Source organism: Sulfitobacter sp. 1A13421 (assembly GCF_043557285.1).
GTDB classification, from domain to species: domain Bacteria; phylum Pseudomonadota; class Alphaproteobacteria; order Rhodobacterales; family Rhodobacteraceae; genus Sulfitobacter; species Sulfitobacter faviae.
This window is the reverse complement of the sequence record NZ_JBIFFQ010000001.1, coordinates 510,370-532,139: the sequence shown is the minus strand read 5'-3', so window position 1 is coordinate 532,139 and position 21,770 is coordinate 510,370. Positions and strand designations below refer to the sequence as shown.

General features: G+C 62.8%; 18 protein-coding genes. 10 read left to right on the top strand and 8 right to left on the bottom strand.

Annotation, left to right across the window (positions count from 1 at the left end; translation table 11 throughout):
* Positions 1-49 precede the first annotated feature (49 nt).
* Genes ACGYLI_RS02600 through ACGYLI_RS02590 form a run of 3 tightly spaced genes read left to right on the top strand, consistent with a single transcriptional unit; the run spans position 50 to position 2,819 of the window.
* Positions 50-1,732, top strand: a complete 1,683-nt coding sequence (locus ACGYLI_RS02600; protein ID WP_394416866.1) for a pilus assembly protein — start codon at positions 50-52, stop codon at positions 1,730-1,732.
* Positions 1,729-2,259 carry a TadE/TadG family type IV pilus assembly protein gene (locus tag ACGYLI_RS02595; protein ID WP_394416864.1) on the top strand — a complete coding sequence of 177 codons (531 nt, stop codon included), beginning with the start codon at positions 1,729-1,731 and terminating at the stop codon, positions 2,257-2,259. Before ACGYLI_RS02600 ends, ACGYLI_RS02595 begins: the two co-directional genes overlap by 4 nt.
* On the top strand, positions 2,256-2,819 hold the full coding sequence (locus tag ACGYLI_RS02590) for a TadE/TadG family type IV pilus assembly protein (protein WP_394416862.1): 564 nt from the start codon (positions 2,256-2,258) through the stop codon (positions 2,817-2,819). The genes ACGYLI_RS02595 and ACGYLI_RS02590 overlap by 4 nt, the downstream gene beginning before the upstream one ends.
* 55 nt (positions 2,820-2,874) lie before the next feature.
* Here ACGYLI_RS02590 and carB read toward each other — a convergent pair whose 3' ends face one another.
* Positions 2,875-6,234, bottom strand: a complete 3,360-nt coding sequence (gene carB / locus ACGYLI_RS02585) for a carbamoyl-phosphate synthase large subunit (protein WP_394416860.1) — start codon at positions 6,232-6,234, stop codon at positions 2,875-2,877.
* Positions 6,235-6,390: 156 nt separating this feature from the next.
* Entirely contained in the window at positions 6,391-7,176 is a 786-nt protein-coding gene (locus ACGYLI_RS02580) for an alpha/beta fold hydrolase (RefSeq protein ID WP_394416858.1), read from the bottom strand.
* A 54-nt stretch (positions 7,177-7,230) separates the two neighbouring features.
* On the opposite strand from ACGYLI_RS02580, the gene ACGYLI_RS02575 reads away from it, so the two are divergent.
* Positions 7,231-7,605, top strand: coding sequence for a hypothetical protein (locus tag ACGYLI_RS02575; protein WP_394416856.1), 375 nt, complete (start codon positions 7,231-7,233; stop codon positions 7,603-7,605).
* 17 nt (positions 7,606-7,622) lie between these two features.
* Here the strand turns inward: ACGYLI_RS02575 and ACGYLI_RS02570 are convergent, their stop codons facing one another.
* Together ACGYLI_RS02570 and glyA are read right to left on the bottom strand one after the other, a co-directional pair.
* A complete protein-coding gene (locus ACGYLI_RS02570) occupies positions 7,623-8,021 on the bottom strand; it encodes a cupin domain-containing protein (RefSeq protein ID WP_394416854.1) in 399 nt (132 codons plus the stop codon).
* A 277-nt stretch (positions 8,022-8,298) separates the two neighbouring features.
* Positions 8,299-9,576, bottom strand: a complete 1,278-nt coding sequence (gene glyA / locus ACGYLI_RS02565; RefSeq protein ID WP_259945921.1) for a serine hydroxymethyltransferase — start codon at positions 9,574-9,576, stop codon at positions 8,299-8,301.
* 181 nt (positions 9,577-9,757) lie between these two features.
* On the opposite strand from glyA, the gene ACGYLI_RS02560 reads away from it, so the two are divergent.
* Positions 9,758-10,519 (top strand): NAD kinase, encoded by a 762-nt coding sequence (locus ACGYLI_RS02560; protein ID WP_067267283.1) that lies wholly within the window; start codon positions 9,758-9,760, stop codon positions 10,517-10,519.
* 123 nt (positions 10,520-10,642) lie between these two features.
* Positions 10,643-10,840, top strand: a complete 198-nt coding sequence (locus ACGYLI_RS02555; protein WP_067267282.1) for a CsbD family protein — start codon at positions 10,643-10,645, stop codon at positions 10,838-10,840.
* 64 nt (positions 10,841-10,904) lie between these two features.
* Here the strand turns inward: ACGYLI_RS02555 and ACGYLI_RS02550 are convergent, their stop codons facing one another.
* The 3 genes from ACGYLI_RS02550 to ACGYLI_RS02540 form a co-directional block, all read right to left on the bottom strand.
* Positions 10,905-12,146 (bottom strand): saccharopine dehydrogenase family protein, encoded by a 1,242-nt coding sequence (locus ACGYLI_RS02550; RefSeq protein WP_394416852.1) that lies wholly within the window; start codon positions 12,144-12,146, stop codon positions 10,905-10,907.
* A 19-nt stretch (positions 12,147-12,165) separates the two neighbouring features.
* On the bottom strand, positions 12,166-13,260 hold the full coding sequence (locus ACGYLI_RS02545; protein WP_394416850.1) for a carboxynorspermidine decarboxylase: 1,095 nt from the start codon (positions 13,258-13,260) through the stop codon (positions 12,166-12,168).
* Between the two features lie 225 nt (positions 13,261-13,485).
* Complete coding sequence (locus ACGYLI_RS02540; protein WP_394416848.1) at positions 13,486-15,378, bottom strand: propionyl-CoA synthetase; 1,893 nt, start codon at positions 15,376-15,378, stop codon at positions 13,486-13,488.
* Between the two features lie 208 nt (positions 15,379-15,586).
* On the opposite strand from ACGYLI_RS02540, the gene ACGYLI_RS02535 reads away from it, so the two are divergent.
* On the top strand, positions 15,587-16,330 hold the full coding sequence (locus ACGYLI_RS02535) for a MipA/OmpV family protein (protein WP_394416846.1): 744 nt from the start codon (positions 15,587-15,589) through the stop codon (positions 16,328-16,330).
* 42 nt (positions 16,331-16,372) lie between these two features.
* On the opposite strand, the gene ACGYLI_RS02530 is transcribed toward ACGYLI_RS02535, so the two are convergent.
* Positions 16,373-18,646 carry an NADP-dependent malic enzyme gene (locus ACGYLI_RS02530; RefSeq protein ID WP_394416845.1) on the bottom strand — a complete coding sequence of 758 codons (2,274 nt, stop codon included), beginning with the start codon at positions 18,644-18,646 and terminating at the stop codon, positions 16,373-16,375.
* Between the two features lie 220 nt (positions 18,647-18,866).
* Between ACGYLI_RS02530 and ACGYLI_RS02525 the strand changes: the two genes are divergently transcribed.
* From ACGYLI_RS02525 to ACGYLI_RS02515, 3 genes are read left to right on the top strand one after another with little or no spacing between them, the layout of a single operon-like run.
* Complete coding sequence (locus tag ACGYLI_RS02525; protein WP_394416843.1) at positions 18,867-19,259, top strand: cytidine deaminase; 393 nt, start codon at positions 18,867-18,869, stop codon at positions 19,257-19,259.
* 4 nt (positions 19,260-19,263) lie between these two features.
* Positions 19,264-20,568, top strand: a complete 1,305-nt coding sequence (locus tag ACGYLI_RS02520) for a thymidine phosphorylase (protein WP_394416841.1) — start codon at positions 19,264-19,266, stop codon at positions 20,566-20,568.
* Entirely contained in the window at positions 20,568-21,758 is a 1,191-nt protein-coding gene (locus tag ACGYLI_RS02515) for a phosphopentomutase (protein ID WP_394416839.1), read from the top strand. The genes ACGYLI_RS02520 and ACGYLI_RS02515 overlap by 1 nt, the downstream gene beginning before the upstream one ends.
* Positions 21,759-21,770 lie beyond the last annotated feature (12 nt).

Genomic DNA, 21,770 nt, shown 5'->3' with positions numbered 1-21,770 from the left:
AAAGCACAGAATTTGCTTACGGATTCAACCTCCGAAAAAGAGAGGTGTCATGAGGCGCAGTATTATCAGTCGAATGCTTTGCGAGCGGGCAAAGCGTTTTCGCAAGGACGAGGGCGGCGGCATGCTGGTCCTCATGTTGGTCGTGTTTTTCGGGATCACGATCTTTGGCGGGCTGGCCGTGGACCTGGCCAACCACGAGCGGACGCGGACCACCTTTCAGACCCATCTCGACAATGCCGTGCTGGCCGCGGCGAGCCTGTCGCAAGACCTCGACCCAGAAGAGGTTGTGCGCAGCTACCTGACTTCCGCCGGGCTTGATGCATCCGAAGTGGTGATCGATTCAAGCGAAGAAAAGATCGGTGGCATTCTGGTGGGGCGGACCGTCGAAGCCTCGCTTCCGGCAGGGCTGAACACCTATTTCTTCCGTTTTTTCGACATCGATTCACTCAGTATGACCATCAGCTCGGAGGCGACCGAGCGGGTGGAGGATATTGAGATTTCGCTGGTGTTGGACGTGTCGGGGTCGATGGGGGAGAGAACCAGTGATGGCAGCCGAAGGGTCAAACTTGACCTGCTCAAGAACGCGGCCAGCGATTTCGTTGAGACGATCCTAAGCGATTCCGAAGAGGGGCGGGTGTCGATTTCAATTGTTCCCTATTCGACCAAAGTTAACGCGGGGGAAGAGCTGCTTAGCCAATATTCGGCAACAGAGGAGCATGCATACTCAAACTGTGTTGATTTCGATGCGGACGATTTTACCCATCTGGGGTTAAGCACAAACCAAGAGCTACAACGCACAGGCCACTTTTTGATTGGAGCCATGTCCGCTTGGTCTCCAACCGCAGGCCAGTGGGTTTGTCGGTTTGACGCCGGTTTCCCAATCACGCCCCTGTCCAGTTCCGTCCGCGAGTTGCAAGCTCAAATCGCTGCCCTCACAGCACTTGGGTCGACTTCTATTGATATGGGAGCCAAGTGGGGGCTGGCACTGCTTGACCCTTCGGCACAGGGACCTGTCAGAAATTTGGTTACGTCCGGTCACATTGAGCCAGAGTTTCGGGGTCGTCCGCATCCCTATGACGCGGATAACAGTATGAAAGTCTTGGTTTTGATGACCGACGGTGAAAACCGTGAGGAATATCGACTTCACCCCAACTATACGTCCGGCCCATCTGGGGTTACCCGAACCAGCGTAGGAAGGACAGACTATTACACCGTGGACTCCCCCGAGAATGCCCTTGAAAACGATGGGCAGCGCCCCTATCCCGAAAGGTATTTCTACGCTTCCCATTCCTCTTACCGTGATCGAATTTGGAGTGATTACAGGCTAATTGAACATCCGAACTTCAGTGATGCATGGCGCGCGGAAGAAGAGGACCTTACTTGGCCTCAAGTCTGGGCTGAAATGTCTCCCTACTACTATGGCTACAACCTATATGGTATCCGGCGGTATTCAAATGTAGCAGATCGAGCCGCCGACTTCCGAGACTATGTAACCAACACGATCAGTTCTGGGGAGAAGGACCGCCGTCTGCGCCAAATCTGCGGCTTAGCCAATACTGCTGGCGTCGTCGTCTATTCCATCGGCATGGATGTCGACAGCACCAACTCCCTCAGCCTTTTGAAAGACTGCGCCTCTTCCGAGGCCCATTACTTCGACGTTCAGGGTCTCGAAATCCAAACCGCCTTCGACATGATCGCGGCGTCCATCTCTATGTTGAGGCTGACGAAATGATCCGCTTCGTCAAAGACCGCTTTCGCCGGTCCGAGGCGGGCGGGGTCACCATCGAGTTCGTCATCCTTTTGCCGCTCGTCTTTTACTTTTTCTTCCTCGCGCTTGAGACGGGGTTGTGGAGCGCGCGTGAGATCATGCTGCGCCGGGCCACGAATTTGGCCGTGCGGGACGTGCGTTTGGCCACCGGTTCTGTGCCAGGCTATGACGCGATGAAGGCGCTGATTTGTGAGCGGTCGGTTTTCGATGCGGGCTGCATTGAGAATATCCGGATTGAGATGCGCGCCATGCCGATTGCCGATTGGGCCAACTTGGGCGGGCCCGCACCTTGTGTGGATCGGGATGAGGATTTCGACCCGGCAAATGGCTTTTTGCCCGGCCAGCAGAACAACCTGATGATGATGCGGGTCTGTCGCCTTTTCGATCCGCTTTTGCCGGGGACAGGCTTGGGCCGGAAATTGCCCGAAGGGTCGGATGGCACATATGGCGTGCGGGTCACCACCGCTTTCGTGACGGAGCCGCGCGGATGAGGGGGATCGTATTCAAAGGTTTCGTCCGGTCGGAAGAGGGCAGTCAGACGATTGCCTTTCTGGTTCTGCTGCCGTTGTTGGTCTGGTCGATCATGGCGATGCTGACCTTTACCGATGCCTTTCGGGTGCGTGGGATGGCGACCGATGCCACCGCCGTCATCGCCGACAGCCTGTCGCGGCAGACGACGCCGATCAACGCCGCTGATCTCTTGGGCCTGCAATCGGTGGCGGAGCAACTCACCGGTTACGAAGTCTCTCTGCGCGTCACGCAGGTGCGGTGCATTCTGAATTGCGACAGTCTGGACCGCCGGATTTTGGCGGTGGATTTCTCGCAAGGCATAGGGCTGGACAGCCTGCTCGACATCGACTTTATCGCGGGGCTTTCGCGTGAACGGGTGCCGCTGATGGCCAATGGTGACCGTCTGGTGCTGGTGGAGACTTCTTTCATGTACGAGCCGATTGCGCAGATCGGCTTGGAGGGCACCGAGGTCAACGTCTCGCATGCCACACGGATGCGTTTCGCGCCTCAGCTTTGCTGGATCCGGTGCATCATCAGCTAGGCGGGCACCGATGCCCAAATGCGAAAGGGGCCGCCCGATGGGCAGCCCCTTTTTCTTATCCCTGAAGCGCTTTCACGCCGATCGCATCCTCGGCCTGCGCCTTGATCGCCAATGCGGCGGCATGGGCGCCTGCGGCGGTGGTGAAATAGGGGATCTTGTCGTAAAGCGCGATGGAGCGGATCGACTTGCTGTCTTCGACCGCCTGTGCGCCTTCGGTGGTGTTCATCACCAGATGTACCTCGCCGTTCTTCATCATATCGGTGATGTCGGGGCGCCCCTCGTAGACCTTGTTCACCACATCGCAGGCATGGCCATTGGCGGTGAGCCATTCCGCCGTGCCACGGGTGCCGATGAGGGTAAAACCTTGGTCCAGCAGAATTTTCGCAGCATCCAGCATGTTCTGGCCCTTATCCGCATCCTTAACCGACAGGAAAGCGCAGCCCTTGCGCGGCAGCGGGTTGCCCGCGCCCATCTGCGCCTTGAGGAAGGCGCGGGGGAAGTCGCGGTCCCAGCCCATGACCTCACCGGTGGAGCGCATTTCTGGCCCCAGCAGCGTGTCGACGCCGGGGAAACGGGCGAAAGGCAGCACGGCTTCTTTGACCGAGAACCACGGCATATTAGGGTCGGCCAGCGTCATCGGGTCGCCCAAGGGCAGCGTGTCTTCATAGGCGGCCTGATCGGGGTAGGCGGGGCGCTGCGGGAAATTGCTCAGCGGCTCGCCGGCCATGATCCGCGCGGCGATGGAGGCGATGGCGCTGTCGGTCGCCTTGGCCACGAAGGGCACGGTGCGCGAGGCACGGGGGTTCACCTCGATGAGGTAAATCTCGCCGTCTTTCACCGCGAACTGGATGTTCATCAGGCCCACAACGTTGAGCGCCTTTGCCAGCGCGCGGGTCTGCTCTTCGACCTCTTCGATCACCTCGCGCGGGAGGGAGTAGGGCGGCAGCGAACAGGCGCTGTCGCCGGAGTGGACGCCCGCCTCTTCGATGTGCTGCATGATGCCCGCCACATGGACATTCTCACCATCGCAGAGCGCGTCGACGTCAAGCTCCACCGCGCCCGACAGGTAGCTGTCGAGCAGCACCGGGCTGTCGCCCGAGACGACGACGGCGGTGGTGATATAGCGCTCAAGGCCGGCTTGATCGCGCACGATCTCCATCGCACGGCCGCCCAGCACGTAGGAGGGGCGGATCACCAGCGGGAAGCCGATTTCCTTGGCGATCTCCATCGCCTCTGCATCGGAATGGGCGATGCCATTGCGCGGCTGTTTCAGGCCGAGGTTCAGCACAAGCTGCTGGAAACGCTCACGGTCTTCGGCCAGATCGATCATGTCGGGCGTGGTGCCGAGGATCGGAATGCCCGCTTCTTGCAAACCATTGGCAAGCTTCAGCGGGGTCTGGCCGCCGAACTGCACGATGACGCCGTGCAGCGTGCCGTTCTCCTGCTCGACGCGCAGGATTTCCATGACATGCTCAAAGGTGAGCGGCTCGAAATACAGGCGGTCGGAGGTGTCATAGTCGGTCGAAACCGTCTCGGGGTTGCAGTTGACCATGATGGTCTCATAGCCCGCATCGGTCAGCGCATAGCAGGCGTGGCAGCAGCAATAGTCGAACTCGATGCCCTGACCGATCCGGTTCGGGCCACCGCCGAGGATGACGACCTTCTTGCGGTCCGAGGGCCGCGCCTCGCATTCCGCCTCACCCATCAGCGGGGTTTCATAGGTGGAGTACATGTAGGGCGTCTGCGCCTCGAACTCGGCGGCGCAGGTGTCGATGCGTTTGAACACGGCCTTGACGCCGAGCGCCAGCCGCGCGTCGCGGACCTGTGCCTCGCGGCTGTCGGTCAGCATGGCGAGGCGGGCGTCGGTGAAGCCCATCATTTTTAACTCGCGGAAAGTATCGGCGTCGCTTGGCAAGCCGTTTGCGCGAACGCCTTCCTCGGCCTCGATGATCTCGCGGATACGGGCAAGGAACCACGGGTCGAACATCGTATGCGCGTGCAGATCGTCGTCCGACATGCCGTGACGCATCGCTTGGGCGATGGTGCGCATCCGGTCGGGGGTAGGCGCCGATACGGCTTTGATAAGCGCCGCCATATTCTCGGGCGCATCGCCGGGAAGGTCACTATTGAGGCCGGCGATTTCGACTTCGTCAAAGCCTGTGAGGCCCGATTCCATCGACGCCAGCGCCTTTTGCAGGCTCTCGTGGATGGTGCGGCCAATGGCCATGGTCTCACCCACCGATTTCATCGCGGTGGTCAGGTTCGGCTCGGCGCCGGGGAATTTCTCGAAGGCGAATTTGGGGATCTTGGTGACCACATAGTCGATGGTCGGCTCGAAGGAGGCGGGGGTGACGCCGGTAATGTCGTTGTCGAGCTCATCCAGCGTGAAGCCCACGGCGAGTTTCGCGGCGATCTTGGCGATGGGGAAGCCCGTGGCCTTGGATGCCAGCGCGGAAGAGCGCGACACGCGCGGGTTCATCTCGATCACCACCATGCGGCCATCGGCGGGGTTCACCGCCCATTGCACGTTGGAGCCGCCGGTCTCCACCCCGATCTCGCGCAGCACCGCGATGGAGTGGTTGCGCATGATCTGGTATTCTTTGTCAGTCAGCGTCAGCGCAGGGGCCACGGTGATGCTGTCGCCGGTGTGCACGCCCATCGGGTCGATGTTCTCGATCGAGCAGACGATGATGGCGTTGTCGGCGGTGTCGCGCACCACCTCCATCTCGTATTCCTTCCAGCCCAGCAGGCTCTCGTCGACGAGGATCTGGCCCATCGGCGAGGCATCCATGCCCGAGCGGCAGTAGAACTCGTAATCCTCGCGGTTGTAGGCCACGCCGCCGCCAGTGCCACCCATGGTGAAGGCAGGGCGGATGATCGCCGGAAGGCCCACGTATTCCAGCGCCTCAAGAGCAAGGTTCACGCCTGCGGCGAGGTCTTTCTTACCGTCTTCGCGCGTCGGGGCGGTGACGATGGTGGCCTTGGGGTTTTCGATGCCCAGACGGTCCATCGCTTCGCGGAAGAGCTTGCGGTCCTCGGCCATCTCGATGGCTTCGCGCTTGGCGCCGATCATCTCGACGCCGAATTTCTCAAGCACGCCCATTTCTTCGAGCGCCAGCGAGGTGTTCAGGCCCGTCTGCCCGCCCATGGTGGGCAGCAGCGCGTCGGGGCGTTCCTTCTCGATGATCTTCGCGACGATCTCGGGCGTGATCGGTTCGATGTAAGTCGCGTCGGCTAGGCCTGGATCGGTCATGATCGTGGCGGGGTTGGAGTTGACGAGGATGACGCGGTAGCCTTCCTCTTTCAGCGCTTTACAGGCTTGGGCGCCGGAATAGTCGAACTCGCAGGCTTGTCCGATGACAATCGGCCCCGCACCAATGATCATGATCGACTGGATGTCGGTACGTTTCGGCATGGCGGCCCCCTAATTTTGCAAATTGTCCTGCCTTATAGGGATGGCGGCACGGGCTGCAAGGGGGGAATGGCTTTGACGGCCCCAGAAATAAGGGCGGGGCTGTCTGTTCAACCTTTGCGGGCGCTATGCAGGGGCGATCCGCCGGGGCGGAAGGGGTCAGCCCGCGGGCGCGGCCGCTTCGGCGTTTAGAAAGATGCGCAGCGTGGCTTCGAACTCTCGCGGTTTCTCTGCGTGCAGCCAATGCCCCGCGCCGGGGATTTTGGCAAAACGCGCTTGTGGGAACAGCGCCTTGATCGCCTCGCGGTGTTCGGGCTGGACATAGTCCGAGGCACCGCCCGACAGGAACAGGGTCGGCCCCGCGAACTGGCCGGTCACATCCTCGGGCCAGCCGATGATCTTGGGCATCTCCGCTTCAAGCGCGTCGAGGTTCAGCCGCCAGCGCTTGCCGGGCAGGTCGAGCGATTGGGTGAAAAAGCTCTGCAAGGCGCGCTCCACCCCCGCCTCGGCCAGCTGCGCCTCGGCGTCCGAGCGGCGCTCGACCCCGCTTAGGTCCACGCCGCGCATGGCGTCGATGAACATTTGCTGCGTGTGGCCGTAAGCGACGGGCGCGATGTCGGCGACGATCACGCGGCGCAGCAGCTCGGGCCGGGTCAGTGCCAGCATCATCACCGCCTTGCCGCCCATCGAGTGGCCGCAGATGTCCACCGGGCCGCCCAGATGCATGATCACCTCGGCCAGATCCTGCGCCATTTCGGGGTAGCTGTGGGTGTCGTGATGCGGGCTGCTGCCGTGGTTGCGCATGTCGACGGTGACGACATGACGCGCGTCCGCAAGACGCTTGGCGATCACGCCCCAGTTGCGGCCAGAGCCATAGAGGCCATGGACAATAAGCAGGGTCGGGCGGTCGGCGGTGGCTTCGCCATATTCGGAGTAATTCAACATGCGGGCAAATTTAAGGGCATTGCAGCCCGGGGACCAGAGCGATTAGATGCGCCCATGATTGACCGCCAAAATTTCGACACCCGCGCCGAGGCGCTGCGCCCTTTGTTCGAGGACCGTCTGCGCATCAAGGCCCGCGATCTGCGCGAGGCGTTTCACCGCGCCGGGCCGGAACTGCCGCGCGGCATTCGCGGCGATGGGGTGTTGCTCAGCAAGACCGAGCATCTGGTCGCCAATCCCCATATCGCCCGCCAGTTGGAGGATGCCCCGGTTTGGGCCGCCTTCAACCGGGTTACGGCGCATTTGAAAGAGATCGACCCAAAGGCCCGGCGGCGCGGCATCATCCTTGACCGGCTGGCCGGGGTGGCTTTCAATATTCTGGTGGTTTTCGCAGGCTTTGTGATCTGGCTTTGGTGGCGCGGCTACGTGTAAGTGCCGCGCCGATGGGCTCAGGCCGGGTCGTAATCCGCGTCCGACACCTTTTCCATCCATTCGACCGCCTCACCGACCTGTGCCTCTTGCAGGGCGATATGGGTCATGGCGCTGTCGGGCGCGGCCCCGTGCCAGTGTTTCTCTCCGGGGCCGAACCAGACGACATCGCCCTTGTTCAACGTTTGCACCGGGCTGCCTTCGGTCTGGGCGCGGCCTGTGCCTTCGGTAACGATCAGGGTCTGGCCCAGAGGGTGGACATGCCACGCGGTGCGCGCGCCGGGCTGAAAGGTTACCGTCACCCCGCGCAGGCGGGCGGGGGCGGGGGCCGAGATCAGCGGCGTCATCTCGACCTCTCCGGTGAAGTAATCGTCGGGGCCGCGTTCAGAGGGGCGGCTGCCCTTGGGGTGAATGATCATGCGGTTCTCCTTTGCGAGAGAATGTGGCGCGGGGAGGGGGGATCGGCAAGGGGGGCTGTCTGGCGATGATCGCCCGGAAACAAGGCGCTTTGCGCCGCCGGGCAGCGCCCGACCGCCCCATGGGCGGGCGCTTTTGCTGCCGGGCACATCACCTTGGCCGCACATCATGATTGAGAAATAAAGCGGTAGGAACGCAGGTTGCGATGCCCACCCGCGGTCGGGCGCCGCCCGGCCGGAGGGTAAGGTGGCCCCCGCATCGCTGCGAGGGCCAGAGAGCTTACAGGTTCGGATACATCGGGAAACGCTGGCACAGCGCTTCGACTTCGGCTTTCACCTTGGCCTCGACCTCGGCATTGCCATCGGCACCATTGGCCGCCAGCCCGTCGACCACTTCGATGATCCAATCGGCGATCTGGCGGAACTCGGCCTCACCAAAGCCGCGTGTCGTGCCCGCGGGGGAGCCGAGACGGATACCGCTCGTTACCATCGGCTTTTCCGGGTCAAACGGCACGCCGTTCTTGTTGCAGGTGATATGCGCCCGGCCCAGAGCCTTCTCGGTGTCGTTGCCCTTCACGCCTTTGGGGCGCAGGTCGACCAAGACAACATGGGTGTCGGTGCCGTGGGTCACGGTGTCGAGGCCGCCTTTGATCAACTGATCCGACAGCGCCTGCGCATTGGCGATGACCTGTTTGGCATAGGCTTTGAATTCAGGCTGCTGCGCTTCGCCAAAGGCCACGGCCTTGGCCGCGATCACATGCATCAGGGGGCCGCCCTGAATGCCGGGGAAGATGGCGGAGTTGATCTTTTTCGAAATCGCCTCGTCATTGGTCAGGATCATGCCGCCGCGCGGGCCGCGCAGGGTCTTGTGGGTCGTGGTCGTCGCCACATGCGCATGGGGGAAGGGGGAGGGATGCTCACCCGCAGCCACGAGGCCCGCGAAATGCGCCATGTCGACGAGCAGATAGGCACCCACGCTATCGGCAATCTCGCGCATCTTGGCAAAGTCGATCTGACGCGGGATGGCAGAGCCACCGGCGATGATCATCTTGGGCTGATGCTCTTTCGCCAGTTCGGCGACTTGGTCGTAATCCAGCAGATTGTCCTGTTTGCGCACACCGTATTGCACGGCGTTGAACCATTTGCCCGACTGGTTCGGCTTGGCCCCGTGGGTCAGGTGGCCGCCGGCATCAAGGCTCATCCCCAGAATGGTGTCGCCGGGTTGCAAAAGCGCTGTGAAGACACCTTGGTTCGCTTGGCTGCCGGAGTTCGGCTGCACATTGGCGAACTGGCAATCGAACAGCGCGCAGGCGCGTTCGATGGCAAGGTTCTCGGCCACGTCCACATGCTCACACCCGCCATAGTAGCGGCGGCCCGGATAGCCTTCGGCGTATTTGTTGGTCATGATGCTGCCCTGCGCCTCTAGCACCGCAGCCGAGACGATGTTCTCGCTGGCGATCAACTCGATCTCGTCGCGCTGGCGGCCCAGTTCGGCATCGATCGCAGCGGCGAGGGCGGGGTCGGAATCAGCGAGAGATTTGGTGAAGAAATCGGACATCAGGGGATCCTCATTGGAGCTGGTTTCGCGTGTTGCCTATCGGAAACGCGGCCTGAGGTGAAGGCTGTAAACCGACAGGTTGCAAGATATGTGCGTCAACACTGGTGGCGCGCGGAATAATGTGATTGTTTTGGCCCCAAACGCCGATGATCGGAAACTTCGCCGGAATGAGCCTGCTGACATGTCTTTAAAGATCGCTTTTGTGGCCAGCCGGGCCAGCGTGGCACAGACGGCCCGGGCCGCTTTGATCGGGCGTTATGGCGATGTGCCACTGCGTCAGGCCGAGGTGATCGTGGCGCTTGGGGGCGACGGGTTCATGCTGCACACGCTGCACAGCACCCAAGACATGGACGCGCCGGTCTATGGGATGAACCGGGGCACCATCGGCTTTTTGATGAACGCCTACCGAGAGGGCGACCTGCAAGCGCGGTTGGCGGCGGCGGAAGAGGCGGTGATTAACCCTTTGGTCATGCGCGCCACCCATATCGACGGGACGATTTCGACCGCGCTGGCGATCAACGAGGTGTCCCTGCTGCGCGCGGGGCCGCAGGCGGCCAAGCTGCGCATCACGATAGACGGGCGTCAGCGGATGGAGGAACTGGTCTGCGACGGGGCGCTGGTGGCGACGCCTGCGGGCTCCACCGCCTATAACTACTCCGCCCATGGGCCGATCCTGCCCATCGGTTCTGACGTTTTGGCTTTGACCCCGATTGCCGCCTTCCGCCCGCGCCGCTGGCGTGGGGCTTTGCTGCCGAAACGGGCCACGGTGCGTTTCGATGTGCAAGAGCCGCAAAAACGCCCCGTGATGGCCGATGCCGACGGCCAGTCGCACCGCGATGTAACGACGGTCGAGGTCTCGTCCGACCCCAGCGTCAGCCACCGCATCCTCTTCGACCCCGGTCATGGGCTGGAAGAGCGGTTGATCTCGGAACAGTTCAACTGACGGCGGAGGGCGGCGCCTTTCCGCCGCACCTCGCGCTCGCCGGAACCCAGACTTCGCGCCAGCGTTGAGCCTGCAAGAGCGGGATCCTCCCGCGTCTTAACAGCCGAAGAAAGGAGACCTAAGATGAATTGGGACCGTATCGAAGGCAATTGGAACCAGATGACCGGCGCGGTGAAATCGCAATGGGGCGATCTGACCGATGACGAAATCGCCGAAGCCCGTGGCAATCGCGAGCAGCTGGTGGGTAAGATTCAAGAACGCTATGGCATCGCCAAAGACGAGGCCGAGCGTCAAGTCGATGACTTCGCCGCGAAATACTAAGTTTCGTCGGCAGAATTAGAAAAGGCGACCCTTTGAGGGTCGCCTTTTGCGTTTCAAGAGAGGCTCAAGCCTCGTGCCACGCGCGGTCACCCTTGTCGTCTTTGACACGGGTGGGCAGGCCGATGTCGTCGAGCAGACCGAAGAGGGGCTTGGGGTCCAACTCTTCGACATTGACCATGGTGGCGGTGTCATAGGTGCCATCGGCGATCAGCATCGCAAAGGCCACCGGCGGCACGCCCGCGGTGTAGGAAATGCCTTGGCTGCCCACTTCGTTATAGGCGTCCTTGTGATCGGCGACGTTATAGACAAAGACCTCGACCTCTTCGCCATCCTTCACGCCTTTCACCAGATCGCCAATGCAGGTCTTGCCGGTGTAGTTGGGCGCAAGGCTCGACGGGTCGGGCAGCACGGCTTTCACCACTTTCAGCGGGACGACCTCCAGCCCCTCGGCGGTGGTCACGGGCTGCTCGGACAGCAGGCCGAGGTTTTGCAAGACGGTGAAGACGTTAATGTAGTGGTCGCCAAAGCCCATCCAGAAGCGCACGTCAGCCTGGGGGTAGTTCGCGGAAAGCGAATGCACCTCGTCATGGCCCGACAGATAGGCCTTCTGCTTGCCGACCACGGGCAGGTCCCATTCGCGACCCACTTCGAACATCTTGTTCTCCTGCCACGCGCCTTCCTGCCAGCTGTAGACCGTGCCGGTGAACTCGCGGAAGTTGATCTCAGGGTCAAAGTTGGTCGAGAAATATTTGCCGTGGTTGCCCGCGTTGATATCGACGATGTCGATGGATTTGACCTCATCCATGAATTCATCCACCGCGAAACGGGCGAAGGCGTTGACCATGCCGGGATCGAAGCCAGCGCCCAAGATCGCGGTCACGCCCGCTTCGGCGCAGGCCTCGCGGCGCTTCCACTCGTAGTTGCCATACCACGGCGGGGTCTCGCAAATTTTGGTCGGGTCTTCGTGGATCGCCGTGTCGATATAGGCGGCACCGGTGTCGATGCAGGCCTGCAGCACGGTCATGTTCACGAAAGGCGAGCCCACGTTGATGACGATCTGGCAGCCGGTCTCCTTGATCAGGGCGGCCACGGCATCGGTGTCCATCCCCTCGACGGCATGCGCCTTGAAAACGCCGTCCTGCTTCATCGCGTTCTTCTCATGCACGCTTGCGATGATCGCCTCGCATTTGGAGACCGTGCGGCTGGCGATATGCAAGTCACCCAAACGGTCATTATTCTGCGCGCATTTATGCGCCACGACCTGTGCGACGCCGCCCGCGCCGATGATAAGAACATTGCGTTTCATAGTGTTGACCTCTTCCTTGTCACGACAGGGCGGCGGCGAAATCGTCATAGTCGAAATCGCGCACCATTCGGGTGGTTCCGTCCAACTCGCGCACCGCGATGCCGGGCATCTTGACGCCGTTGAACCAGTTTTTCTTGACCATCGTGTAACCGGCAGCGTCCTGAAACGAGAGCCGGTCGCCCGCTTTCAGCGGCGCATCGAAGCGAAACTCGCCAAAGATATCGCCCGCAAGGCAGGACTTGCCGCAGATCATCCATTCGTGGTCACCGCTGTCGGGGCTCACCTTCGCAGGCTCACGGTAGATCAGCAGATCGAGCATATGCGCCTCGATGGAACTGTCGACGATGGCAAGGTTCTTACCGTTGAACATCGTGTCGAGCACGGTGACCTCCAGCGTCGCCGCCCCGGTGATCGCGGCCTCCCCGGGCTCAAGGTAGACCTGCACGCCGAACCGGTCGGCAAAGGTTTTGAGGCGCAGGGCCAGATCGTCGAGCGGATAGCCCTCGCCGGTGAAATGAATACCGCCGCCAAGGCTGATCCAATCCATCTTGTGCAGCACCGCGCCGAAGCGGTCTTCGATCAGGGTCAGCATCTCATCAAAACGGGCGAAGTCGTCGTTCTCGCAATTGTTGTGGAACATCAGCCCGCTGATCCGGTCGGCGACCGCGTCGATCGCTGCCGGATCATGCTCGCCCAGACGGCTGAAGGGGCGGGCGGGGTCGGCGAGATCAAAGTCCGAGGTGGAAACGCCGGGGTTCACCCGCAGCCCGCGGATGTGGCCCTGCGATTGCGCATCGAACTTGTCGAGCTGGCCGATGGAGTTGAAGATGATCTTGTCGGCATGGCCCAACACCTCGTCGATCTCATGCTCGGCGTAGGCCACCGAATAGGCATGGGACTCACCGGGAAATTTCTCGGCCCCGAGCCGCACTTCGTAAAGCGACGAGGAAGTCGAGCCGTCCATATACTCGGACATGAAGTCAAAGACCGACCATGTGGCGAAGCACTTCAGCGCTAGCAGGCAACGCGCGCCCGACAGCACGCGCAGGCGGGCGATCTTCTCCATATTGTCGCGGAGATTGGCCTTGTCGATCAGGTAATAGGGTGTCTGCACGTCGAAAACCTTTCTGCGCGGCCGGAGGGCAAGCTCCGGGAGGGAAAAGACCCACTGAATGTGCTGTCGTGGTTGGCCCCGCCGGGGGGCATTTCCGGGGGCGATTCGCATATTTTGCGCAAGCAACGCAATTGTAAAAAACGCGCGGGCTGGGCTGCGCGCGCGTTTCCGTGGGGGTAACTGTAGCGCCGGACAGGCAAAGGTCCACCGCCATGTGATTTTTGGTTAGCCCTGCGGGTAGCCGATGCCCTTCAGCGCCTCGCGGATTTCGTCCAAAATCGCCGGATCATCGATGGTTGCGGGGGTCTTGAAATCCTCCCCATCGGCGATCTTCACCATCGTCGCGCGCAGGATCTTGCCCGAGCGTGTCTTGGGCAGGCGGTCGACCACCACGGCCTGTTTGAAGGCGGCGACGGGGCCGATCTGCTCGCGCATCCGGGTGACACATTCGGCGACGATTTCCTCATGCGGGCGGTCGACGCCTTTCGTGAGGCACAAAAAGCCGATGGGCATCTGCCCTTTAAGCTCATCGCTGACCCCCACAACGGCGCATTCCGCCACATCGGGGTGGCCCGCCAGAACCTCTTCCATCGCGCCGGTCGACAGGCGGTGGCCCGCGACGTTGATCACGTCATCGGTGCGCGCCATGATCCAGACATAGCCGTCCTCGTCGATCCGGCCCGCATCGCCGGTCTCGTAATAGCCGGGGAATGTGCTGAGGTAGGATTTGCGAAAGCGGTCTTCGGCGTTCCAGAGCCCCGGCAGGGTGCCGGGGGGCAGGGGCAGCTTGATGGCGATGGCGCCCAACTCTCCGGCGGGCAGGGGGTCGCCGCGCTCATCCAAAATCTGCACATCATAGCCCGGCATCGGCACGGTTGGGGAGCCGACCTTGACCGGCAGCGCCTCAAGCCCCGCCGGGTTGCCGACGATGGTATAGCCGGTCTCGGTCTGCCACCAGTGATCGTAGACCGGCTTGCTCAGTTTCTCCTGCGCCCATTCGACGGTATCGGGGTCCGCCCGCTCCCCCGCGAGATAGAGCGCACGCAGGCTCGACAGGTCGTATTCCTTGATCTCTTCGCCCTCGGGGTCTTCGCGTTTCACGGCGCGGATGGCGGTGGGGGCGGTAAAGAAGCTCGCCACGCCATGTTCCTCAATCACCCGCCAGAAGGTGCCGGCGTCGGGCGTGCCCACGGGCTTGCCTTCGAATACGACGGTGGTGTTGCCCGCGATCAGCGGCGCGTAGCAGATATAGCTGTGCCCCACGACCCATCCCACGTCCGAGGCGGCCCAAAAGACCTCTCCCGGTTCGACGTTATAGACGTTTTTCATGGTCCAGTTCAGCGCCACCAGATGCCCCGCCGTGGGCCGCACCACGCCCTTGGGCGCGCCGGTGGTGCCGGATGTGTAGAGGATATAGGCCGGGTGGTTCCCCTCCACGGGCACGCAGGGCGCCGGGCGCACGCCGTCTTGGGCGGCATACCAATCGATGTCCCGCTCGGGGTTCAACTCGCAGGGTTTCTGGCCGCGTTGCAGGATGATGCAGGTGTCAGGCTTGTGGTTGGCCTGTTCGATGGCCCCATCAAGCAGCGGTTTGTAATCCACCACCCGCGACGGCTCCACCCCGCAGGAGGCGGCGATGATCGCCTTGGGTTTGCAATCGTCGATCCGCACCGCCAATTCGCTAGAGGCGAAGCCGCCGAAGACCACGGAATGAATCGCGCCGATCCGCGCGCAGGCCAGCATCGCCTCCACCGCTTCGGGGACCATGGGCATATAGATCACCACGCGGTCGCCCTTCTCGACGCCCTGCGCCACCAACGCCCCGGCGAGCGAGGCGACATGGGCCTGCAACTCGCTATAGGTCAGGGTCGATTTATTGCCGGTGATCGGGCTGTCATGGATGATTGCGACGCGCTTGCCATTGCCTTGGTCGACATGGCGGTCCACGGCGTTGTAGCAGGTGTTCACACTGGCATCCGCGAACCATTCGTAGATATGGTCGCCCCGATCAAACAGCGCGCGCGTCGGCGCGATGTCCCAGTCGATCGCCTCGGCTTGCTCTAGCCAATAGGCTTCCGGGTCGGCCTTCCAGCGGTCGTAGGTGTCGCGATATCCCATGGTGTTCCTCCTCCTGTTGCACTGTGCGGCAAACCCGCGGGCCGGGTATAGGTGCAGTGTCGCGCAATTATTTCCAGTCACTCTGGCCGCTTAGAAAGATTTCGGCAAGCGGAACGCTATTGTTCCTGTCAGTCGCGCCGCGTCATGCTAGATTGGGCGGAAATTCACAGTTTTTCCGGAGCCTGCCATTATGCGTCTCGCCCTTTCTTTGCCTCTTGCATCCTGCCTTGCCATTGTTGCCGCGCTGCCTGCGGCGGCGCAGGACCGTAGCATCAACTTCGCCCTGCGCGGCGGTGTCGGGGCGGCGCCGGATTATCCGGGGGCGAGCAGCTATCGTGCGACGCCGGATTTGGCCTTTACCTTCGGTTCGCTGGAATGGGGCGGGCGCAAGATCGGCACCAACATTGGCGAAGCGCCCAAGACCGGTTTCGGTTTCACCGGCGCGTTCCGCTATCTGGGTGAGCGTGACAGTTCCGATCACGCGGAGCTTGCGGGGCTTGAGGATATCGACGCGGCGGTCGAACTGGGCTTTGGCGTGGTCTACCGCGAGGTGAACTGGCAGGTCTTCGGCAAGGTGCGCCGTGGCTTTGGCGGCCATGAAGGCGTGACCGGCGACATTGGCGCCGATGTGATCTTCCGCCCCGATGAACGCTGGACTATCACCGCAGGCCCGCGTTTCAGCCTTGGCAACGACACCTATGCTGACACCTATTACGGCGTCGACACCGCCACCACGAACTTCGCCGCTTATGAGGCCGGTGGCGGTCTGCTCGGCGCGGGTGTCGAGGTCGAGGCGACCTATCGTTTGGACGAGGCATGGGCGCTGGAAGGGGCCGTGGCCTATCAACGTCTGCTGAATGACGCCGCCGACAGCCCGATCACACAGGCCGGGTCAGAGGATCAATGGACCATGCGCATTGGCGTCAGCCGCGCCTTCACCTGGCGGTTCTGAACGGCGTTGCGCCGCCCTTTCGGGGCGGCGCCTTGTCTGGCCTTAGCCGTAATGCGCGACCGGCGTGCCCGCGATGGCGCCCACGTTCAGCAGCCCGCGCGCGGTGATCGAGGGCGACACGATATGCGCGCGGTTGCCCATGCCCATCAGGATCGGCCCGACCTCAAGCCCGTCGCCCTTCATTTTCAGGATGTTGCGCACGCCCGAGGCGGCATCGGCATGGGCGAAGACCAGCACATTGGCGGCCCCTTCCATTCGGTTACAGGGCAGCAGCCGCGCGCGAAGTTCGGCATCAAGCGCGGTGTCGATGTTCATCTCACCTTCGTAGACGAAATCATGGTTGCCCGCGTCGAGGATCTCCAGCGCCGCGCGCAGACGTTTGCCCGATCCTTCGCCCTGATTGCCGAACTGGCTTTGTGAGCAGAGCGCCACTTTCGGCTCGATGCCAAAGCGGCGGACGTGGCGGGCGGCCCCGATGGCGATCTCGGCGATCTGTTCGGGGGTGGGGTGCAGGTTCACTTGGGTATCCGCGATGAAAAGCGGCCCGTCTTCGAGGATCATCATCGAAAGCGCGCCATGCGGGCGGAAACCGTCGCGGCCCAGCACTTGGTTGACGTAATTGAGGTGCCAGCCAAATTCGCCAAAGGTGCCGCAGATCAGGCTGTCGGCCTCACCACGATGCACCATGACGGCGCCAATGGCGGTGGTATTGGTGCGCATGATTGCCCGCGCGATGTCGGGGCTGACGCCGCGGCGGCACATCAGGCTGTGGTAGGTCTCCCAATAATCGCGGTAGCGGGGGTCGTTCTCGGGGTTCACCAGATCGACGTTTTGGCCCAGTTGCAGGTTCAGACCCGCCTTTTCGATGCGCCGTTCGATCACCTCGGGGCGGCCAATCAGAATGGGCCGTTCCACCGTCTCTTCGATGATCGCCTGCGCGGCGCGCAGCACGCGTTCGTCCTCGCCCTCGGCAAAGACCAGACGGCGGGGGGAGGAGCGGGCGGATTCAAAGACCGGGCGCATGATCAGCGCCGATTTGAACACCGATCCGTCGAGTTTGCGCTTGTAGGCGTCGAGGTCTTCGATGGGCCGCGCCGCTACGCCCGTCTCCATCGCGGCCTTCGCCACGGCGGAAGAGACCACGCCGATGAGGCGCGGATCGAAGGGTTTCGGGATCAGATATTCCGCGCCAAAAGTCAGCTGCTCGCCCTGATAGGCCGCTGCCGCCTCCGCGCTCGTGGTGGCGCGGGCGAGGGCGGCGATGCCGTCGATACAGGCGATCTTCATCTCGTCGTTGATCGTGGTCGCACCCACGTCCAGCGCGCCCCGGAAGATGAAGGGGAAGCAGAGCACGTTGTTGACCTGATTGGGAAAATCGCTGCGCCCTGTGGCGATGATCGCGTCCGGTGCCACGGCGCGGGCGATATCGGGCAGGATTTCTGGCGTGGGGTTCGCCAGCGCGAAGATGATCGGGCGTTTGGCCATCTTCGCCACCATCTCGGGCGAGAGTACACCGGGGCCGGAGAGACCGAGGAAGAGGTCGGCCCCGTCGATCACATCATCCAGCGTGCGCAGGTCGGATTTCTGCGCATATTCGGCTTTGCTGGGGTTCATATCCTCGGTCCGGCCCTCATAGACCAGCCCGTTGATGTCGCAGAGCCAGACGTTCTCACGCTTTACGCCGAGTTTCAGCAGCATATTGAGGCAGGCAATGCCCGCCGCCCCGCCCCCGGTGGAGACGATCTTGATGTCCTCGAAACGCTTGCCCGCCACATGCAGCGCGTTCTTGGCGGCGGCGCCGACGACGATGGCGGTGCCGTGCTGGTCATCATGGAAAACGGGGATGTTCATCCGCTCGCGGCAGATCTTCTCGACTACGAAACAGTCGGGCGCCTTGATGTCTTCGAGGTTGATCGCGCCAAAGCTCGGCTCCATTGCGCAGACGATCTCGGCCAGTTTCTCGGGGTCGGACTGATCAAGCTCGATGTCGAAACAGTCGATGTTGGCGAATTTTTTGAAGAGCACGGCCTTGCCCTCCATCACCGGTTTCGAGGCCAGCGCGCCGATATTGCCCAGCCCCAGCACTGCCGTGCCATTGCTGACCACGGCCACCAGATTGCCGCGCGAGGTATAGCGCGCGGCGGTGTCGGGGTCGTTCTTGATCTCGATGCAGGCCTCGGCCACGCCCGGTGAATAGGCCCGCGCCAGATCGCGGCCATTGGCCAGCGGTTTGGTCGCGCGGATCTCCAGTTTCCCGGGCCGGGGGTGTTCGTGGTAATCCAATGCAGCTTGGCGCAGGTTGGGGGTGTCGGACATCGTTTATGCTTCTCCCGAATAATGGTTTAGCGTTAAACTAATTTTTGCGCGCAAGCAAAGCGGCTTTTGGCGGGGGCGGTCTGGGTGCCGGATGGCTTTGCCCCAGCGTCGCCCTTGCAGGTCATTTTGCGCGGGCTTTAAGAGGCGATTGAGGGGACATGTGGTTTTGCATCGCACAGGGCGGGGCAATTTTCTATAGTCCTAGAAAAGGGAGAGCCTAATGACTGATTTGCGCGACGCGGCTGTATTGGTGCGGGAAAACGCCCATGCGCCCTATTCGAATTTCAAGGTCGGCGCGGCGATCCGCACCGCCTCGGGCGCGGTGTTCAGTGGCTGCAATGTCGAAAACGTCGCCTACCCGCAGGGCACCTGCGCCGAGGCGGGCGCGATTGCTGCCATGGTCGCAGCAGGCGAGCGTGAGATCGCCGAGGTCTATGTCGTGGCGGGCAGCGATATGCCGGTGACGCCCTGCGGCGGCTGCCGCCAGAAACTGGTGGAATTCTCGGGCGGGGATGTATCCGTCACCATGGCGACCGTGGCGGGCAAGGAACAGCAGACCACCATGGGCGACTTGCTGCCGGGGGCCTTTGGCGCCGCCCATATGCAGGGTTAACCGCATGAGCGCGCGGGACATTCTGGCGCGGCTGCGCCATGGTGAGGCATTGGATGCAGAGGCGCTGACCTGGATGGCCGGGGCGCTGGCCGATGGCCGTGTCAGCGACGCGCAGGCCGGAGCCTTTGCCATGGGCATCTGCCTGAATGGCTTGGACCAGCAGGGCCGCGTGGCGCTGACCCTCGCGATGCGCGATTCGGGGCAGGTGTTGGACTGGGACTTGGACGGCCCCGTGCTCGACAAACATTCGACCGGCGGGGTGGGCGATTGCGTCTCATTGATCCTCGCCCCCGCGCTGGCCGCCTGCGGGGCCTATGTGCCGATGATCTCGGGCCGGGGGCTGGGGCATACGGGCGGCACGCTGGATAAGCTTGAGGCGATCCCCGGCGTCAGCACGCAGTTGGATGAGGCGCGGTTTCGCGCGGTCGTGCGGGAGGTGGGCTGCGCCATCGTCAGCGCCAGCGGCGACATCGCCCCGGCGGATCGGCGCCTTTATGCGGTGCGGGATGTGACCTCGACCGTAGATTCGCTCGACCTGATCACCGCGTCGATCCTGTCGAAAAAGCTCGCCGCCGGGCTGGATGGGCTGGTGCTCGACGTGAAGGTGGGCTCGGGCGCCTTCATGAAGGAGCTCGCGCAGGCGCGTGCCTTGGCCGAAGCGCTGAGCGGCACCGCCACGGCGGCGGGCTGCCCGACGACGGCGGTGATCAGTGACATGAACCAGCCGCTGGTGCCGAGCCTTGGCAACGCGCTGGAAGTGGCCGCGGTAATGCGGGTGCTGACCGGGGCGGTGACGGGGCCGATCCTTGATGTGACGGCTGAATTGGGCGGTGGGCTTCTTGCCAATGGCGGTCTGGCCGCGACGGCTGAGGCGGGGGCCGAAGCCCTGCGCACGGCGGTCCGCGATGGCCGCGCGTTGGAGCGTTTCACCCGGATGCTCAGCGCCATGGGCGCACCTGCCGATTTCGCCGAAAACTGGGAGCGCATTCTGCCCAAAGCCCCGGTGATCCGAGCGGTTCCCGCGCCGCGAGGCGGCTATGTGAGCGCGATCGACGGCGCCGCGCTCGGCATGGCGGTGGTCAACCTCGGCGGGGGCCGGGTGGTCGAGGCGGACCAGATCGACCCGGCGGTGGGCCTGTCGCAGGTGCTGCGCTTGGGCGAAGAGGTCCGCGCGGGCGCGCCTTTGGCCACGATCCACGCGGCGGGAGAGGCGGCTGCGGATGCGGCAGAGGCGACGGTTCTGGCGGCGATCACGCTAGGGGACAAGGCGGTTGAAGCGCCGGATTTGATTTTGGAAAGGATCGATTGATGGGACGTGCATTCTTGGTCGTGATCGATTCCGTCGGCATCGGCGGTGCGCCGGACGCGGGGGGTTTCTTTAACGGTGATCTGCCCGATACCGGGGCCAATACGCTGGGTCATATCGCGCAGGCCTGTGCCGCGGGAGAGGCTGAAGAGGGGCGCAGCGGGCCGCTGGCCCTGCCCAATCTCGACCGGTTGGGTCTGGGTGCCGCGCTGAAGCTCGCCAGTGGGATGGAGGCGCCGGGGCTGGGTGCTGCGCCCGAAGGCCGCTGGGGGGCTGCGACGGAGGTTTCGCAGGGCAAAGACACCCCCTCGGGCCATTGGGAATTGGCCGGGCTGCCGGTGCCTTGGGCATGGCATTACTTCCCGGATGAAACGCCTGCCTTTCCCGCAGACCTGACCGCAGAGGTCGCGCGGCTCGCGGGCACCGATGGCATCTTGGGCAATTGCCACGCCTCTGGCACGGCAATCATCGAACGGCTGGGGGCGGAGCATTGCGAAAGCGGCTGGCCGATCTGCTATACCTCTGCCGACAGCGTGTTCCAGATCGCCGCGCATGAAGAGACCTTTGGCCTCGACCGCCTTTTGACGCTTTGCCAAGACATCGCGCCCCGCCTGCATGAGATGAAGGTGGGCCGTGTCATCGCGCGGCCCTTCACTGGCGAACCGGGCGCATTCCAGCGCACCGCGAACCGGCGCGACTATGCCATCACCCCGCCGAAACCAGTGCTCACCAATTGGGTGCAGAACGCCGGAGGGCGGGTCTATGCAGTGGGAAAGATCGGCGATATCTTTACCATGCAGGGCATCGACGAGCTGCGCAAAGGGCCGGATGCCAAGCTGATAGACCATCTGCATGATCTGGTTGCCGAGGCCGAAGAGGGCAGCCTGACCTTTGCCAACTTCGTGGAGTTCGACAGCCTTTATGGACACCGCCGCGATGTCTCGGGCTATGCCCGCGCGTTGGAGTGGTTCGATGCCGAGATCGGCAAGGTGATCGCCGCACTGCGCGAGGGCGACATGCTGGTGGTGACGGCAGACCATGGCAATGATCCGACATGGGCGGGCAGCGATCACACCCGCGAAAGGGTGCAGGTGCTGGTCGCAGGGACCGGGGCGGGGGCGTTGGGGCAGATCGGCTTTACCGATGTCGCAGCCCTCGTCGCCGGGCATCTGGGGGTAGAGGTGCCGCAGTAGCCGCGCAGCCTT